Origin of the sequence: Denitrificimonas halotolerans, assembly GCF_034259425.1 — a bacterium.
In the GTDB taxonomy this organism is placed as follows: Bacteria; Pseudomonadota; Gammaproteobacteria; order Pseudomonadales; family Pseudomonadaceae; genus Denitrificimonas; species Denitrificimonas halotolerans.
On sequence record NZ_JAXIVU010000002.1, the window covers coordinates 209,715 to 225,172 of the forward strand.

Sequence of the window (15,458 nt, forward strand, 5' to 3'; positions counted from 1 at the left end):
TGCCCGACCGGATTAATCTAATGAACCCTATAGCCCTTCTTTTACTTGCTTTTGCAATGTCCACAGATGCCTTCGCCGCTGCAATTGGCAAGGGCGCAAGCCTAAAAAAACCCAGCTTCTCAGAAGCCTTAAGAATGGGGGTTATTTTCGGCTCAATCGAAGCAATAACACCTGTAATAGGTTGGTTGATTGGTAAGTCGGCATCATCTTACGTAGAAACTTGGGCTCACTGGATAGCATTTTTTCTATTAGTGGTCTTGGGTTTGTACATGATTTATGAAGGCATGAAACCCGTCTCAGAAGAAGTAGAAAAACCTTCCAGTCACTCTTTTCTTAAAGTTTCTCTGACCGCAATAGGTACTAGCATTGATGCTATGGCTGTTGGCGTGGGGCTCGCGTTTATTAATGTGAACATCTTGATTGCAGCTGCTCTAATTGGATTAGCGACGACATTCATGGTGACACTGGGGGTGATGTTAGGGCGAACTATTGGTTCCGTATTGGGACACAGAGCGGAAGTTTTTGGCGGACTTACGCTCATAGCGGTAGGCGTATGGATATTGTTGGGGCACTTGTAGCGCTTAAAAAACAAACCTCCCTCTGGCTTAATAGCGGAGGGAGGGGTGCAAGATGAGTTCACCAGACGCTTACGTTAAATAAAGTGCTCAGTCAAATCGAACTCACGCACGAAGAGAGCGCCGCTTCGGTCTGTAGTTACCCAGTGGCGCTCACCGAAAAGCGCTATGTATTTGTAATAGACGCCCCATTTACTCAGGCTGTTGATTTCCACCCAAGTAAGTGGAAGCCCTTCAATGGCCTTGAGGACTTCAACACCATTACAATCAATACGTATCGGAGTAACGAATGGAGACGGAAACCTTGAAGGCTTTGTGCCAAAGCAACTGGAGTTTGGAGTGTGGATTCCTTCAAGAAAAATCTGCTCGAAGAAATTACCTAAGATGCCTTTCTTAACCGAGTCGGTTATGTATTGGCATCCAGCTATTAGTGTGTTTTGTGATTGTTGAGACTGCATAGTGTTTCTCCAGATAAAAAAGCGGAAACACTGATCCTCTGGCGGAAAAGTGTTTCCGCTAGGGGGTATTGCGAATGTTTTTACAGAACGAAGAGGGTTAAACCGACTTGCGTTTTTAGTTTATTTCACGCCCATTCACGCACGGCCCAGTTACCACTAGCCAGCGCAGCTTCAGCATCAGATTCGGTTTTCCAATACTGAACACTCAAACGGGAAATCGGACCTTCTTCTGGGCAGCATTGCCCGATGTAATACCCTGCAGCAGAGCGCAGGACTTCGATCGGGTAGGATGATGTGTCAAACTGATCTTGTTGAGTTTGAGTCGTCATGATGTTTCTCCAAAAAACAAAAAGCGGAGAAACACAGAATCCTTGCGGGATAAAGGTTTATCCGCAGGGATTAAAGGTAGGTTTAAACAACAGCTTACTGGCGTAAGCACCCATTTTCATGTTGTACAGGGCTTGAGGTATGTTGTCAGTCAACGACTAACGAGACATAAGTTAATCATAAAACAGTGGTCTGGAGGTGTCCAGTATCTGGCCGGGTTACCGAACAATTGGGTCGCGGATGCTGCCGGTCAGCCGGTCAAGGTGGGGTATTGTCACCACATCGCTAGGACGCAAGTATGCACACTCACGCGACAGGCGCACTCTAGTCCCTATGCTGCTCATGCCAAATTGCGGCCGCATGGGCTGCCTTTGCGTTGAACTTCATGAAATGCTTTCGGTAGGCGTTGATGAGGCCATCGTCGTTCGTTCTCTGGCAAAGAGTAAGAATTTCCGGGCCAACGCGCCAACTGATCGTGTAGCGCGTAGCTTTGATCTCGCTCTTGGCCCTTTCGAGCAAATCAAGCGATTCTTGGGTCAGAGGCGCAGTCGTCCAGAACTCGAAATGCGCCGGGATGTTTTTCCAATCTTGATGCTCGTTTCTAATCCTGAAGAAAATCGGGACGTTGTGCTGTAACCAGCGCTTTACCTCACTATGCGGCGTCTGCCCATAGGGGTCATGCCCTTTGCATTCGATGAAGGTGACAGATAAATCTTGTCGCTCCGCTATCACGTCCGCCTCGGCCACGCCCATACTATTCTTGTAGATTCGGTTCAATCGTACCAAGCTAGCACCGGATTTTCGCATGAGTTCGGCAGCGAGGTACTCAAACAATGTTCCACGAAGCTGGTTAGATGCTCCCGTAATCTTTCCTAGTTTGCTGAATAGATCATCAAATTTTGCTGGGTCGATAGTAGATAATGTTGCTGCCTTATTCAGCACTGCTGATAGTTCCCGCAACCCTGCGGCAACTTCTTCACCAAATAGGTTTGCTGGCGTCGCTGGAATAATCCCGTTTTTCTTCAGGATCTGAAAAGCATCGCTATTGAATTTTTCAGCGGCAAATATCTGCAAGCATGAACCTACGTTCCGAAGACTTCTCAGGGTTCGACATTTGTTGATGAAGGGCTTCACGCCCTCAATGGTGACGGAATCACCCAGATATACATCACAAACGACAAAACCTGGCTTGTCCTTGCCATCCTTGGTCGCTTTCACCATCGGCCCCAAATACGAAGGCGCGGTAAGATCCCAGGCGAACGTCCCTACACGGGGCAAGCTATCATCCTCACGAGTGGCCACCTTACCGTAACTAACAACTCCCAGTTTACGCAGCCAATCACTGACCGCCGCAAGCAGGAAACTTTCAGTTATGAGGCGTGCGCGTATCATTGGCGAGAGCTGATCGTAGTACTCGTCCGCCTGCACGATAGCAATACAGTCGCCAAGACTGGGCAGCGTCACCCTTTTCAAAAGCCCCGCCTCATTGAGCCTAGTGAAGATAGTTTCAGGCGATAGGTGTTTCTGCTGCCTGATCGGGGCACCGCAAACGATAGGGAAAAGTCGCTCTGGGACGGCTCCTCCACGTTGTCGTAACGCCGCTATAGCATTGCCGTAGGCCGTGTTGGTTTGCATCAATGCTCCAGCGAGCTTCTCCCAGTAGACGGGCGAGCCAAACTGCTGCTCAAGGTACATGAACCGAGCCCTACGCGGAAACGTCACATAGCCTAGGCGTCTAACATTATCAGCAAGCCTTGAAACTCGCTTTCTAGCTGCATCAGGCGAAATCTTTAGAGTCTGGACTAGATAGTCCGCAAGCTCACTCGACAAACAAGGCCCGTGGTTCTGTAAGAAGTCTTTAACCAAATCGCTCATGAATTTCCACCGATGTCACACTGCGCTATTAATATCATGAATACATGGGCCACTCTGGTTTTTTGAAATGAAGTCTAATGTCATTGATTTTAAAGAGGTTTTTTAGATAAAAAAGATTAAAAAAATAATCTATGTCACAGTGGTCGTGTCTTATAGAATGAATTAGCTCTCTAAAAAAGCATTTGTTGAGATATTTTTTGCCGGCCTGCTCTGGATCAACTAGTCAATAACTCGACTAGTTCTACGCAACAAAACAAGGCAATTTCAGCGCGCCATTCATACTAACAAGGTATATACTTTATTAGTACCTGGATAAAGGAGAGAAAGATGTCCAAACAAGCCGTTTTCACAATGAAACTAGAGCCAGAGTTACGCGAAAGCTTCATGGCCGAAGCCGCTGGCGAAGACCGCCCAGCTTCCCAAATTATGCGTGAACTGATGCGCGGATATATTGAGCAACGCCATCAAGCTCGCGAGTACGACGATTATCTGCGGGAAAAGGTCGAAGCCGGACGTGCGTCAATGCATGCGGGCTTAGGTCGCTCAAATGATGACGTTGAGGTTACATTCGCAGCCAAGCGTAACGCGGTGGGTCAAGCGTGATAGTTATCTGGACACCGAACGCGGAACAAGACCGGATAGATATTTGGAACTACATCGCAACGGATAACCCTGGTGCAGCGGTTCGCATGGACGCAGTTTTCAGCGATGCCGCTGCCCAGCTGTCAAGGCACCCGAAGCTCGGCAAAGCCGGTAAAATTGCTAGAACCCGCGAACTAATACCCTATGAAAACTATCGCCTTGTGTATGAAATTGACGGTGGCAAAGTTTGGGTGCTTGCTCTTGTGCATACCGCAAGGCTGTGGCCAGCAGTGAAATAGTTTTTCCATTACTGCATTCTTTCCAGCTCAATATGCAGCTGGTGATAATGGTTGCTCAAAGCTCTTAGCACCCCAAGCGTGACCAAGGCATCTACTTTTGCACTATGCGCTTCTCCAGGCCACGACACATCAGCTGCGTCAGCGGCATTGGCGAGAGAAATGGTTCCATAGCGGTTAGTGGCTCCAAACGCCTGTACAGACAACTCCATAGCGCAGCGGATGTTTAGCGTGTTTAGCCAGGCGTCGTCGGTTTGGAACGCTTGAGAGGTGTTACGAAGCATGTCCAGATCAAAATCTGAATTGTAAGTGACAACGGTTTGGCCGGTCAGAAGAGCTTTGAGGTCATTAACTATTTCAGGCCACTTAGGGCATCCAGCTAAATCATCGAGGCTGATAGCGTGTATTTCTTCTGCTTTGGGATTGATCGGTACGCTTGGTGAAATGCGTTGCTCATAACAAACCCTACCATTTGCATCACACACAGCTATTTCGATGATTTGATCGTTGTCACCCAATCCGGTTGTCTCAGTGTCCAACACATAACAGCCCTCAGTCAGCCAGTTTGCTGCGAGCTTGCCAGCTTGAGCTAAACCGCTTTCCAGTTTTGACATGATGCCCAATCTCTTTGCAGCCTTCTTTTGATTTTCGGAGCGTTCAGCTTTTATCGGGCGCATCGGAACGCAGTCAGCAATGCGATATACACCAAACTCACCGCCATAAGTGTTCTTGTAATAGGCGACTGGTTCAATTCCAGGTTTTGGCTTCATTCGGAACTCGTCACGTAAGCGCCCTTTGGAAAAGCAGCGATCTTGCTCGATGGCTGCCGCACGTAATGTCTCCAACTCTTCATTCATTGCATAACCTACTAGCAGGAAAATCCATAATTCAATCGTTTCTTAAACGGAGTTCGCTTGCTCTTCACCACCCAGTGTTTCGAGTAACTGCGGAATGAATTCACGAAAAGTAAGCATCATCAGCACAAAGCTGGCATCAAACTGACCAGCTGCATCATCTCCGCCATCCTGCTCGGCTTGGGTCTGCAGTAATTCTTCAAAGCGCAGGCGCTTGATGGTCAGCTTGTTGTCCAGCACAAAAGACAACTTATCTTCCCAAGCGAGTGACAGTAGGCTGGCCACCTTGCCAACAGCCAGGTGATTTTGAACTTCCTCACTGGACAGATCCTCACGCTTGATCTTGATGATCCCACCGTCCTCAGCCGTATCACGAAGTTCGCATTCGTCCAGCAGAAATAAACCACCGCCGACCTCGTGATATTTGAGCCAACTGGTAAATGAGATTTCCGGGGATTGCTTCACGTTGATGGGGCGTACCGGCAAGCTGCCCAGCACCTCGCGTACTGCAGAAAGCAGTTCTTCCGCACGTTTGGTGCTCGATGCGTTTACGAAAATCAGGCCAGTACTGCTGTCAATTGCAGCAAACGTCACTGTTCGTCGAATAAAAGCACGTGGCAACAAAGCCTGAACAATCTCATCCTTAAGCTGGTCCTTCTCTTTTTTATAGACCTTACGGGACTCTGCTGTCTCAATTTCAACCACTTTTTCCCGTAGTGCATCACGCACGACTGAGCCCGGCAAAATCCGCTCTTCTTCTCGGCCTGCAATCAACATAAAACCTTGTACAACATGCACAAACGGATCCTGTGGCTTTCCTAGTGCTGGAACAAAACCATAGGTGCTAGTCACTTGGCTGCCGCAAGGGATAGCAGGTTTTTGAGCCAAAGCAGCCTCCAGGTCATCTGGCAGTAGGGTTGAGTCAGCGCTAAGGCGGTAGATCAGTAAATTGGTAAAAAACATGGGGTTATACTCCTTGGGGTGGTATGCAAAGAGTGTCGTACAAATTGAGAATGAGCTGGTTCAGTAACCCGATACTCGTGGATGAGGGTTACTGAAGAAGAAAGGGGGGGAGTGTGATGCAAGTTATGCTGCTTGAGGGGTATGGCTTGCACTAAGTGTTTTTCGAATTCGGATTGCTTTTTGTATTCGATAGGATACACTTGCGTTAGTGGAAACCGAGATTAACTATGATTGAAATTAAACGAACGCCAGAGTTTGACCGCTGGTTTAATGGACTAAAAGACGTTACCACCAAAATGCGCCTAGTTACCCGGTTGAAAAAGGTTTCGCGTGGCAATCTTGGCGATGTTCAGTCGGTTGGCGAAGGTGTAAGTGAGATGCGCGAACATTTTGGCAAAGGCTGGCGAATGTATTTTGTACAACGTGGCTCTGTCTTGGTTGTCATGTTGGGTGGGGGTGATAAGTCAACGCAGGCGCGTGATATCGTCAAAGCCATTGCTATGTCGAAAACACTGGAGGATTGAACCATGGTTAAAATTACTGAGCTACCTACTTTTGATGCAGCCGACTACCTAGACAGTGAAGAGGCGATCACTGCCTACTTGAATGCTATTTTAGAGGCAGACGACGATGCGTTGCTGGCCGAAGCTCTTGGCGATATCGCTAAAGCACGTGGTATGACCCAGATTGCCAAAGACGCAGGTATCGGTCGTGAGTCCTTGTACAAAGCGCTGCGGGGGGGAGCCAGTCCACGCTTTGACACTATCAGCCGGGTGTTGGGCGCTCTGGGTGTAAAGTTGGTAGCGGTGCCTAAGACGACACATTAAAAATACGGGATATTTCGTGTAACAATTCGCAAATGCTCCGTAAAATAAGATGAGCCTGTTAAAAACTAAAATGTAGCTAATGTGTAATGGATAAATTAGAACTCCAAAATAGGGCACCTATTCTTCGGAGGTAATCCTCACCCAGTAGCATAGGGTGATAGCGTATGTTGTTTGAAAGATGATCGGTATGACCTGCATAAACTCCACCGAGACCTTTCTTCGCCTTGTTAATGACTGCGCTGGTAGTTTGGATCGTAAAATCCATGATTTCGCATGTTGGAAGCGTTAGCCAAGCATGGATACTGAGCTGTGTTTTAGAGATCCCGTTTTTAATTAGGCCTTTCATTTGCTCTTCTGTCTGCTCATAGAGTTTTTCCTGAGCCTGTAAAGCCTATTGTGTAAGTCAGCTCAGTTCCAAAATAATTACTTAGTGCTGGCAATATACGTGCGTGGTACGACAGGCATTGAGCAGCAATTTCTTCAATCGGAGGTGTGCCTATAGCATCTCTGATAATTTCAGATATGGACGAATGTATCGAGGGGGGTCGGCTCCTGTGCGGTTGTACTGGACACCTATCTGGGGCTGTTCTCCCTGGCTGTGGTGGCACCCACCGCACGGATTCAGCCAAGGGGCGAGATCATTCGTGAGACGTTGCTGGCCTGCAAGCAGGACATAGAACGGGCCATCGGGCATATCTTGCGGCAGGCTTGAGAGCCCACAACCAACTAGGGTATCACCATCAAGATGGGCTTCTGGCTGATGCCCAAGCAGCCGGTGTACAAGCCCATTGTGCGTCTGGATGCCAGCGGATGATGCTATCAGCGCATATCGAACAGCTCCTGATGGAAGTGCTGATGAACCGGGAAGCCCTGGGCTGCGAAGTCCTTGCGTAACGCGTCACCGAATCCGGCCGGCCCGCAGAACCAGATGCTAGCCTCACGCCAATCCGGCACTGCGGCGCGGATGCGCTCTGCGGTCAGGTAGCCATCGCGGCTGTCGATCAGCAGGTGCAGCTGAACTTCTGTCTGGCTGACATCCTCGGTCAGTCTGGCCAGTGCCTGCTCATCCACTTCGGCCGTGCTGTGGAAGAAATCGATCTGCTGGTTCTCGCCAGGGTGGTTGGCCAGGTGTTTCAGGCGGGCGACAAAAGGCGTAACACCAATACCCCCGCCAACCCAGATCTGCCGTGGCCGCGGGTCGTCAAAGGTAAAGCAGCCATAGGGGCCCTCCACGGTCACTGACTGGCCAACTGTCAGCTTATCACGCAGCGTGCGGGTATGGTCCCCCAGCGCCTTGACCACAAAGGTGATCGCCGGGTCGGCCGGGTTCCAGCTCGAGGCAATGGTGTAAGGGTGAAAGCCTTCCCGGGTATCCGAGATGACGAAGGCGAACTGACCAGGCTGATGTCCTGGCCAGTTCGGCACCTGGGTTTCGACCTCCAGTGACTTGACGCCTGAAAAGTAATGCAGCCCGGTGATACTGCCAGGCACCTGACGCTTCGTACCGAGCTGGCGCAGCAACGACTTCACTGCCGCCCAGCTGCCGATGGCCAGCAGGACGGCGGTCAGCCAACCGACCGGTGAGCTCCAGTAACTGAACTTGAGCAAGACCAGGCTATGCACCACTAGCACCAGATAGACAAACGTCAGCAGCCGGTGACTCTGGTAGAACAGCCGATAGGGAAAACGCTTGATCAACGCCAGGGCAATCAATATCACCGCGGCGTAAAAGGCCCACTCACCCAGACTTTCGGCGGTACCACGCTGACTGGTGAGAAAGGCTCCCAGCGGTGGTTGCACAGCACCGGCGCCTTTGTGTGGGCGTTCCAGCCAGCCCCAGCCCACCGCCCATTTCGGGCCCTTAGCCGCCAGCCAGTGAAGGGTGGAAATCACCAAAGCGCCTATGCCGAGCCACTTGTGCAGACGGTACATCTTGTCCAGCCCGTCGAGCCATTGTTCCAGCCAGCGCGGACGCAGTGCCAGCAGCATGCTCAGGCTCATGCACGCCATCGCCAGCACGCCGGTCAGTTGTACCAGCAGGTTACGGTGGGGGAAGAAGCCCCGGGTATTGAATAGGCCGGGCTCGGCCAACAGCCACAAAAACGCGAACAACACCAGGCTGGACCAGAGCACCCATTTCAGACGACGCATAGCACCCCCTTGTGCGGTTCAAGCAGAATCTTGCTGATCATTAAACGCTTTTATTCGTGTGGCGGCCATGACCAGCGTCAAACATCCGGGTTTTCTTATCGCGATTGATTGCCTAACGTAAGAGGGTAGAGAAGAATTCCAATTCTGAGCCAGAACCAGGCAGTCTTGTGCATTGACCGGAGAGTGTCCATTTGTATTAGACCAGAACACTACGACTTAAGATTTATGAGAAAAACAGTGCATCAAGCGTAGAGTCTAATTAACTATACCTCGCTGAGGAACGTCCTGAAGAGCCTGTGCATTCAGCAATAGACCTTTTTGTGGTTTAAAAGTTGGCGTTTTTAATTGAAGTCTTGCCGCTCGTACGATTGCTTCGTTTATCTCATTCAAGCATTTCATATTCAGCACCTGCTTATTAAATAAAAGAGCTATTAGGCCGTGGTGGGGGTTCGCTATCAAGAGTAGTTTTAACTCGTATATGATTTTTTGGCTGGCACGGATTGCCTTTTGGCCTTTTGTCTTTCCCTGCAAACAAACCCTTTCAGGGTAGCCCCTTTGCCCTTAATCCCCCTTCCATTAATCTCTTAAAGCCATTTTCCCTTTACCCCTTTAGCGCTCTTTAGACAGGCTTTGAAGTAAGGCCACTACGGTAATCGTTTAACGGTCTATAAACTGTGAACGCCTTGACTGTATCTCAATTGAGATACAGAATAAGATTATGAATAACGAATGGAGGATACATCATGGCTCATACTTCAATGTTGCATGTTCGTGTCGATGACAAGCTGAAGGCTGAGGCGACAGAAAAACTTGCCAGCTTCGGCCTAACTATGTCTGATGCCGTCCGAATCTTGCTGACCCGCATTACTAAAGAGGGTGGGTTACCCGCTGGTCTAACGACAGATCCAGAAGTACACGATGCTTGGTTTCGAGACAAAGTGAAAGAGGCTTTGATGGATACACGACCCACAGTTACGCATAAACAAGTCATGGATGAGGCTCAAGCTTTGATCGACAATAAACGTCATCGTGGCTGAGCTGGAATGGTCGGAACTGGCACGTATCGACTTGCTGGAGATAATAGATTATATATCAGACGATAATCTGGATGCGGCGCAGCGTGTAAAGGATGACATCGAGGAAAAGGCTAAAAAGCTGTCAACTTTCCCGAGAATGGGTCGCTTTGGCCGAGTCGAAGGAACTAGGGAGCTGATTGCCAGCGCGAATTATATTCTTGTATACGAAGAGGGTGCTCTTACTGTTCGAATACTGCGTGTGCTACATGCTGCGCAGCAATGGCCGCCATCAGCGTGAAGGTTTCGCCGCTATGAATCCTGAGTTTGACATCTCACCTGAAAAAGCTTCATTCTGATACAGTTAGCCATGGGACTTGAGGGCGGATGCCTCCCCCCGCGGACGTATGATTCAAAAAAACCTACTTTTTAGTGGGTTTTTTTGTGCCTGAGGATTAATGACTTCATTAAGGTTCTCACTCTGTTACTCCAGCCGTCAGTCTGCATGCGCCTGATACAGTTCTTCGGCTGTAGTGTATTTGTCACAACCTGCGTGTTCACACTATTAACGACTCTCTAAACCTAAGGCGACCTTATACTGCTCGAAAAGCCGCTCAGACTCGAGGAGCAGGGCGTTGAATTCGCGGTATATCGAGCGGTACTTTTCCGCTTCCTTGTGGTGCGTCATTATTTGTTTGAGCAAAGCCTCTTTGCGGGAAGCATCAGAGCATTCGTTGAGCTCCTCCTTTAAAATACACATCGTCTCTATGTCTGATATCTGGAAAGCAGCGGTTGAAACTTCAGAAAGCTGCTTCTGCCTCTGCGCCAGAGACACCCAGCGAGCGTATAAAACATCACTTTTTTAGGGCGTTGCATCACATGCCTGCGGATCCAGAACACAAGCTCCTGCTTGGCCATTTGATCCAGTATATCTTTGCTCATAAGGGCATGGGCCCTGTCATATGGGTGATTTGTTCAGGCTCAGGCAATCGGTTCGAACACTGAGTCAGCACAATCATTTTCGCCACAGCGGATTTTTAAATTAGGCTTGCCCCAGACTTGGGTTGTGCATCTTGGGCAGCGGTACTTCACACGGCTGCTGCGATTTCCAGCAATCGGAGGCGATAGCAGCTTCGATTGCTCAGGTGCTTGCCATCGAACAGATTTCGATTGATCTGGCAGGGCTGTCTCTCTAACTACTGTCACAGACTCTGAAAGTGCAGCCATAATAGTCGAGGTAATACTGAGGCGATCCTTGTGTTGCACCAGAGGAGAGAAGCGGTCAACCGAGGACGCTTGGCAGCCGGCGGCCAATAGCTTGTCAGTGGCTTGCATGAACAGGCCTCCCTTAATCGCATAATCAGCCATCTTCTCACCAGTGCGAGAACCACCTGGTTTGCCAGTGCTCGACGGCATCAGGCCAATGCTCTCCATCTTGTCCGCCCACTCTTCATTGTGGTAACCGCGTCGGCCTGGGTTACCGAAATGCTGCTGCCAGGCATGGGCCATCTCGTGAACCAATGTCTGTAAAATTTCAAGTAATGGGACAATACCGAAATAGGCTGGATTGATAGCAATTTCATCAATTGTGGTGTGATCATCTCGATGTACAAAGCGCTTGGTCGAATAATAGCCATAGGTGCGCTTCTCGCGCTGCATTGTGATCAGGCAGCGTGGAATTTGGCCGTCAAAAAGATCTACGTTGTAATGTTCAAAAGCCTGTTGCAGTTCTGCGTATGCTTGGGTGGTTGGGTCAGTCATAAGTGCTCACCGTTTTGGATTGTGCAATCCAAAATCAATAAGCCAAGCATAGTGATACGTTTCATGTCGTTGAAGTCCCCAAAATTCGATTCTGGGTCAATCTTAAATATGACGGCAGCTGGATAGGGCGTTAACCCGATATCCGAACAGACGGGTTTTGGGGCAGGCTATAAAAACGCTGGGATAATGATAATTTGCTATTGTGTGCAGACATGAAAAAACCCGCCGAAGCGGGTTTTTTTGAGTTATTTTTCGTCTTGTAACTGACGTGAGGCTAGGTCTTCAAGGAATTGATCTTTCAAACCGATGTAAGCTATGAATGAAATAAATGTGAGTAACATAGCAACTGTTATTCCGAAAATCATATTATTCACTCCTCTGTGTTAGGTTTGGGGCTGACATCAATAGGCCTGCAGCCCATGACGCGATCCCTAGTATGACAAGTATAGCTGATTTCGACTGCGCTGGACCAAGAAAAAAGCCAAAGAGGCCTGCTCCTATCATTCCCAACCCCAGCTTGCGAAGATCTTCACCAGCTCCGGCAGCATTACGAACAAAACCTGCCTTTATCCAAGACAGAAACCAAAGTATTAGCATGTGTTTCTCCAATATACGGCGGAAAAACACTAACCCTGGCGGAAAAGAGCTTTCCGCCAGGGTTATTAAAGGTGTTTAGCCTTAGCAAAGGTCCATGTTGTAAGCCTGGACGTGGATGTTTGTATCGGGTGTTTCAGTAACACCGTTTAGATGCTGCCATGCTTCAAACTGTGCTGTGCCCAGCTTGCGCATGATTGTGGGAGTATCGTAATTAACTGTTGGTGATACAGCAGGCTGCTGCTGAAGCTGTGTAACTGTTGCCTTAGCAGAGGTCAGCAAAGCTTTGCATCGAGTCAGCCCAGAGTGCAGGTGAGTAACAGTAATGCTACGAAGTTTAGAGCCTTCTGCTTTGGCAGAGCCTAGAGCAGTCTTGCACTGAGTCAATCGAGGTGACAGGCGAGCGCTGGTGGTAGCACGAAGCTTAGCGCCTTCTGCTTTACTCACGACTGCCACATCCCTTACCAGCTGAATCATTTCAGGGCTCGTAAGAAAAGCAGTCAAAGTGGCTGGAGTGGTTTGGGTGTTGGTTTTTTTCTGAGACATGGTGTTTCTCCAAATAAAAAAGCGGAGAAACACAGCTCCTGACGGAGAGTGATTTCTCCGCCAAGGGTAGGTAAGTTTTAACAGCAACTCATACTAATGTAGTGAGCGCCCATTCACGTGCTGTACAGGGCTTTGGGCATGTTGTCAGTCAACGACCAACGAAACATAGCCAAATCATAAAACAGGCTGGCCACTGTGTCCAATTTAATAGGTAGTGCTGAGTTTCGGCTTTCAGATGGTTGTGCCATCTCCAGGTTGCTAGAGTAATAATCACCAAACACTGAGATACAGAATCGTAGAGATGTTCTGCTGATGCACCCAAAATGACACCAGTAAAATATGGACATATAGAATTATGTTGTTGTATTCGCTAAAGTTTACAGGGACATATAAGTTGGAAATTGCTCAGTCAGCACTAGGGCATGATTAGTCCGAGGATTAAACACCAGTTGGATTATTGGATATCAAGGAATTTAACAAGTGAAGAAAGTTTATTTAGCAGCTGTCTGCTCTGTTGTATTGCTATCAGGCTGTGCAACTGAGGACTTTGCAGCATTGAACCAAAAGATCAGTGATGCCGCCTACGATGTGAATCGGGTTGTGTATGGTGGGCGGGTAACTCCTAACAGCGTATCAAAGACTTTTTTTGTAGACGTTGATGTTGATACTGTTGCAGCAAGAATGAAATCCTACTATGGATTTTCGGATGCGCGTATCCAGGCCACTCCTGGGGCTTTTTACCGGATGGCAGGAGATATTGGGAAAAACACTCCGCGCGACATTTTGTGGATTAGCCTGAACAAAGAAGGGGCAAATCGAACATCAATCAAGATGACACATGACTCAGCATTTGAGCGAACACAGGCCGCGAGCTGGCGTAATGATTTGTTTGAGGGAGCTAAGGACGTTGCTGATGGGAAGCTCCGGTAAGTAATACGATAAAAAGCCTGCGAATTATGCAGGCTTTTTTCATCCTAGCGTCTTAAACAACGGCAGTGCTGATCGCATTGCCTGCCTTTCCCTACCTCTTGGCAACTCTTTAGCTATCCTGAAAAACCGTAAAGCGACCGTATTCGGATACTAAAAGTGTTGCTCATGTTCTATCAGTTGTGCACAATAAAGTCTAATATTAACGCTTGCTGATAAAAGAGGTGCATCATGCAAAGCATGACAGTAGAGCAGCTACGTGCAACGGTCGGAGCTGGTGGCGTGATAGGTGTAACTCTGAAAGGGCAGGGTGGAGGCTTCTTTGTTGAAATCGCTACGCGCAGCGGTCAAGACGCCATGCTAGTGAAAGCGCGGACTACCGAACCGCGTCGCTTTGGCAACCCCACTTCGGCACTGATTGTGTTGCGCGACGTCGGTATTGACGTTATCCAGATTGACGCCACCGACTGGAACCCCGATCAGAAGGACATGAGCCGAAGTAGGCAGAACCGTGCGGACGCCATGCGCGAAGCGCACGAAGCCGCAGCTTATAATCAGTGGCTGGCAGTCGAGATCCAAGAAGCTATTGATGATCCACGTTCAAGCATCCCGCATGACGAGGTCATGACTCGGATGGACGCCCGTATTGCACGCCACATGGCGGCAGACGAGTAACTTATGGTGAAATCAGAAAAACCTTACAGCGTTATCTGGCGACCCATTGCTGAAGCCGATTTAGACAACATCATTGACTATATCGCCCAGGACAGTCCAGCCAATGCCAAGAAATTTGGTAAGGAGCTGCGTGATAAGACAAAGCAGCTTGCAGAGTTCCCCAGCACGGGCCGCTCGGGTCGCCCTGGCTTGCCCGACTGGTTGAGGGAGTTGGTGGCACACAAGAACTACATCATTTTTTACCGGGTGCTCGATGAATCCCGTACCGTTGAGATTTTGCGAGTGAAACACGCAGCGCAACAGATGCCGTGATTGTCACTGCACCGATACGGGGTGAGTTGCGTGAAGAGGGGAGGCTCAGAATGCAAACAATCAATGTTAACCCGAAAATATTGAAAGAGCTTGGCGTTCAGCCTTTTGATGTAGCCGACTACCTACAAACCGATGAGGATATTGTCGAGTATCTCAGCCAAGTATTGTCCGAAGGCGATACTGATGAGCTGGTCCGTGCCACTGGTTATGTGGCCAAAGCACGTGGAATGTCTCAGATAGCCAAGGACTCAGGCCTCTGTACGATCCAGCAAGGCGGTTTGCAAAATTGAGATGAAAGCGGTTGACCCTAGCGAGGGTGTATATTAAATTTGTGGCATATTAGGTTTTTTCTGCATATTTTTTGAAGGTTGGAGGCGCTACAATGGAACGTATATTTGAAGCTCAAAATGCGGGATACGGGCAGATGATGCTTGGTGTCGCTCGAACCACCAAGCAGAAGGTGAGTGGAGTGTTCACTGCCTTAAAGCTGCCTCGGTTTTTGGTCAGCGTACTGACCTGGGGTGTTTTGATTAGCCTTGGATTGATGTTGGCCGGCCTAGTGTTTTTTGTTGCGGTTATTTACTCCATGCTTACAAATTCAGGGCAAAGCAAGGCCGATCAGTTGGCGGATGAGCTTCGCGAAGAAGGTAGACAAGAGGCTTTGGCTAGATGGGAATACTATATGCACTTAGGCGATACTAATGACCGTTTTTGAGATTTTT

Annotated in this window: 20 protein-coding genes and 1 pseudogene; 12 read left to right on the forward strand and 9 right to left on the reverse strand. The window is 48.9% G+C overall.

Features of this window, described 5'->3' with window-relative positions; all coding sequences use genetic code 11:
- The first annotated feature begins 20 nt into the window (after positions 1–20).
- Positions 21–578 (forward strand): manganese efflux pump MntP, encoded by a 558-nt coding sequence (gene mntP / locus TOI97_RS02790; RefSeq protein WP_321552691.1) that lies wholly within the window; start codon positions 21–23, stop codon positions 576–578.
- A 74-nt stretch (positions 579–652) separates the two neighbouring features.
- Here the strand turns inward: mntP and TOI97_RS02795 are convergent, their stop codons facing one another.
- The 3 genes from TOI97_RS02795 to TOI97_RS02805 form a co-directional block, all read right to left on the reverse strand.
- A complete protein-coding gene (locus tag TOI97_RS02795) occupies positions 653–1,033 on the reverse strand; it encodes a hypothetical protein (protein ID WP_321552604.1) in 381 nt (126 codons plus the stop codon).
- A 125-nt stretch (positions 1,034–1,158) separates the two neighbouring features.
- Positions 1,159–1,362 carry a hypothetical protein gene (locus TOI97_RS02800; RefSeq protein ID WP_321552605.1) on the reverse strand — a complete coding sequence of 68 codons (204 nt, stop codon included), beginning with the start codon at positions 1,360–1,362 and terminating at the stop codon, positions 1,159–1,161.
- Positions 1,363–1,684: 322 nt separating this feature from the next.
- Positions 1,685–3,055, reverse strand: a complete 1,371-nt coding sequence (locus TOI97_RS02805) for a hypothetical protein (protein ID WP_321552606.1) — start codon at positions 3,053–3,055, stop codon at positions 1,685–1,687.
- Positions 3,056–3,562: 507 nt separating this feature from the next.
- Here TOI97_RS02805 and TOI97_RS02810 point away from each other — a divergent pair.
- Positions 3,563–3,838, forward strand: coding sequence for a CopG family ribbon-helix-helix protein (locus tag TOI97_RS02810; RefSeq protein WP_321552607.1), 276 nt, complete (start codon positions 3,563–3,565; stop codon positions 3,836–3,838).
- Complete coding sequence (locus tag TOI97_RS02815) at positions 3,835–4,116, forward strand: type II toxin-antitoxin system RelE/ParE family toxin (RefSeq protein WP_321552608.1); 282 nt, start codon at positions 3,835–3,837, stop codon at positions 4,114–4,116. Before TOI97_RS02810 ends, TOI97_RS02815 begins: the two co-directional genes overlap by 4 nt.
- Before the next feature lie 8 nt (positions 4,117–4,124).
- On the opposite strand, the gene TOI97_RS02820 is transcribed toward TOI97_RS02815, so the two are convergent.
- Positions 4,125–4,970 carry a 3'-5' exonuclease gene (locus TOI97_RS02820; RefSeq protein WP_321552609.1) on the reverse strand — a complete coding sequence of 282 codons (846 nt, stop codon included), beginning with the start codon at positions 4,968–4,970 and terminating at the stop codon, positions 4,125–4,127.
- A gap of 42 nt (positions 4,971–5,012) precedes the next feature.
- Positions 5,013–5,930 (reverse strand): recombination-associated protein RdgC, encoded by a 918-nt coding sequence (locus TOI97_RS02825; protein WP_321552610.1) that lies wholly within the window; start codon positions 5,928–5,930, stop codon positions 5,013–5,015.
- 227 nt (positions 5,931–6,157) lie between these two features.
- Here TOI97_RS02825 and TOI97_RS02830 point away from each other — a divergent pair, with 227 nt between their 5' ends.
- Positions 6,158–6,454, forward strand: a complete 297-nt coding sequence (locus TOI97_RS02830) for a type II toxin-antitoxin system RelE/ParE family toxin (RefSeq protein WP_321552611.1) — start codon at positions 6,158–6,160, stop codon at positions 6,452–6,454.
- Positions 6,455–6,457: 3 nt separating this feature from the next.
- Positions 6,458–6,757, forward strand: a complete 300-nt coding sequence (locus TOI97_RS02835; protein ID WP_321552612.1) for an addiction module antidote protein — start codon at positions 6,458–6,460, stop codon at positions 6,755–6,757.
- A gap of 819 nt (positions 6,758–7,576) precedes the next feature.
- Here TOI97_RS02835 and TOI97_RS02840 read toward each other — a convergent pair.
- Positions 7,577–8,908 (reverse strand): ferredoxin reductase family protein, encoded by a 1,332-nt coding sequence (locus TOI97_RS02840; protein WP_321552613.1) that lies wholly within the window; start codon positions 8,906–8,908, stop codon positions 7,577–7,579.
- 743 nt (positions 8,909–9,651) lie between these two features.
- Here TOI97_RS02840 and TOI97_RS02845 point away from each other — a divergent pair.
- Positions 9,652–9,945: a type II toxin-antitoxin system RelB/DinJ family antitoxin gene (locus TOI97_RS02845; RefSeq protein WP_321552614.1), complete on the forward strand. Its 294-nt coding sequence runs from the start codon at positions 9,652–9,654 to the stop codon at positions 9,943–9,945.
- Positions 9,938–10,222: a type II toxin-antitoxin system RelE/ParE family toxin gene (locus TOI97_RS02850; protein ID WP_321552615.1), complete on the forward strand. Its 285-nt coding sequence runs from the start codon at positions 9,938–9,940 to the stop codon at positions 10,220–10,222. The genes TOI97_RS02845 and TOI97_RS02850 overlap by 8 nt, the downstream gene beginning before the upstream one ends.
- A gap of 264 nt (positions 10,223–10,486) precedes the next feature.
- On the opposite strand, the gene TOI97_RS02855 is transcribed toward TOI97_RS02850, so the two are convergent.
- The 3 genes from TOI97_RS02855 to TOI97_RS02865 all read right to left on the reverse strand — a co-directional run bounded on the left by TOI97_RS02855 (position 10,487) and on the right by TOI97_RS02865 (position 12,822).
- Complete coding sequence (locus TOI97_RS02855) at positions 10,487–10,681, reverse strand: hypothetical protein (RefSeq protein WP_321552616.1); 195 nt, start codon at positions 10,679–10,681, stop codon at positions 10,487–10,489.
- 221 nt (positions 10,682–10,902) lie between these two features.
- Positions 10,903–11,682, reverse strand: coding sequence for a SprT-like domain-containing protein (locus TOI97_RS02860; protein WP_321552617.1), 780 nt, complete (start codon positions 11,680–11,682; stop codon positions 10,903–10,905).
- 678 nt (positions 11,683–12,360) lie between these two features.
- Positions 12,361–12,822, reverse strand: coding sequence for a hypothetical protein (locus tag TOI97_RS02865; protein ID WP_321552618.1), 462 nt, complete (start codon positions 12,820–12,822; stop codon positions 12,361–12,363).
- Positions 12,823–13,302: 480 nt separating this feature from the next.
- Between TOI97_RS02865 and TOI97_RS02870 the strand changes: the two genes are divergently transcribed.
- From TOI97_RS02870 to TOI97_RS02890, 5 genes and pseudogenes are all read left to right on the forward strand, one after another.
- On the forward strand, positions 13,303–13,752 hold the full coding sequence (locus TOI97_RS02870; RefSeq protein WP_321552619.1) for a hypothetical protein: 450 nt from the start codon (positions 13,303–13,305) through the stop codon (positions 13,750–13,752).
- Between the two features lie 228 nt (positions 13,753–13,980).
- The gene (locus TOI97_RS02875) at positions 13,981–14,424 is read left to right on the forward strand and encodes an antitoxin PaaA2 family protein (RefSeq protein WP_321552620.1); all 444 of its coding nucleotides are present in this window, start codon (positions 13,981–13,983) and stop codon (positions 14,422–14,424) included.
- A 3-nt stretch (positions 14,425–14,427) separates the two neighbouring features.
- Positions 14,428–14,736 carry a type II toxin-antitoxin system RelE/ParE family toxin gene (locus TOI97_RS02880; RefSeq protein ID WP_321552621.1) on the forward strand — a complete coding sequence of 103 codons (309 nt, stop codon included), beginning with the start codon at positions 14,428–14,430 and terminating at the stop codon, positions 14,734–14,736.
- Between the two features lie 50 nt (positions 14,737–14,786).
- Positions 14,787–14,993, forward strand: a pseudogene (locus tag TOI97_RS02885) (addiction module antidote protein); the annotation flags it as partial.
- A 125-nt stretch (positions 14,994–15,118) separates the two neighbouring features.
- Positions 15,119–15,451, forward strand: coding sequence for a hypothetical protein (locus TOI97_RS02890; RefSeq protein WP_321552622.1), 333 nt, complete (start codon positions 15,119–15,121; stop codon positions 15,449–15,451).
- Positions 15,452–15,458: the final 7 nt, after the last annotated feature.

Bases quoted from the DNA above. Each gene is read 5' to 3' on its own strand.
- TOI97_RS02845 (WP_321552614.1), top strand. From the start codon at position 9,652: ATGGCTCATACTTCAATGTTGCATGTTCGTGTCGATGACAAGCTGAAG.
- TOI97_RS02810 (WP_321552607.1), top strand. From the start codon at position 3,563: ATGTCCAAACAAGCCGTTTTCACAATGAAACTAGAGCCAGAGTTACGC.
- TOI97_RS02820 (WP_321552609.1), bottom strand. From the start codon at position 4,970: ATGAATGAAGAGTTGGAGACATTACGTGCGGCAGCCATCGAGCAAGAT.
- TOI97_RS02840 (WP_321552613.1), bottom strand. From the start codon at position 8,908: ATGCGTCGTCTGAAATGGGTGCTCTGGTCCAGCCTGGTGTTGTTCGCG.
- TOI97_RS02880 (WP_321552621.1), top strand. From the start codon at position 14,428: ATGGTGAAATCAGAAAAACCTTACAGCGTTATCTGGCGACCCATTGCT.
- TOI97_RS02825 (WP_321552610.1), bottom strand. From the start codon at position 5,930: ATGTTTTTTACCAATTTACTGATCTACCGCCTTAGCGCTGACTCAACC.
- mntP (WP_321552691.1), top strand. From the start codon at position 21: ATGAACCCTATAGCCCTTCTTTTACTTGCTTTTGCAATGTCCACAGAT.
- TOI97_RS02835 (WP_321552612.1), top strand. From the start codon at position 6,458: ATGGTTAAAATTACTGAGCTACCTACTTTTGATGCAGCCGACTACCTA.
- TOI97_RS02795 (WP_321552604.1), bottom strand. From the start codon at position 1,033: ATGCAGTCTCAACAATCACAAAACACACTAATAGCTGGATGCCAATAC.
- TOI97_RS02860 (WP_321552617.1), bottom strand. From the start codon at position 11,682: ATGACTGACCCAACCACCCAAGCATACGCAGAACTGCAACAGGCTTTT.
- TOI97_RS02830 (WP_321552611.1), top strand. From the start codon at position 6,158: ATGATTGAAATTAAACGAACGCCAGAGTTTGACCGCTGGTTTAATGGA.
- TOI97_RS02890 (WP_321552622.1), top strand. From the start codon at position 15,119: ATGGAACGTATATTTGAAGCTCAAAATGCGGGATACGGGCAGATGATG.
- TOI97_RS02865 (WP_321552618.1), bottom strand. From the start codon at position 12,822: ATGTCTCAGAAAAAAACCAACACCCAAACCACTCCAGCCACTTTGACT.
- TOI97_RS02875 (WP_321552620.1), top strand. From the start codon at position 13,981: ATGCAAAGCATGACAGTAGAGCAGCTACGTGCAACGGTCGGAGCTGGT.
- TOI97_RS02800 (WP_321552605.1), bottom strand. From the start codon at position 1,362: ATGACGACTCAAACTCAACAAGATCAGTTTGACACATCATCCTACCCG.
- TOI97_RS02855 (WP_321552616.1), bottom strand. From the start codon at position 10,681: ATGTGTATTTTAAAGGAGGAGCTCAACGAATGCTCTGATGCTTCCCGC.
- TOI97_RS02805 (WP_321552606.1), bottom strand. From the start codon at position 3,055: ATGTACCTTGAGCAGCAGTTTGGCTCGCCCGTCTACTGGGAGAAGCTC.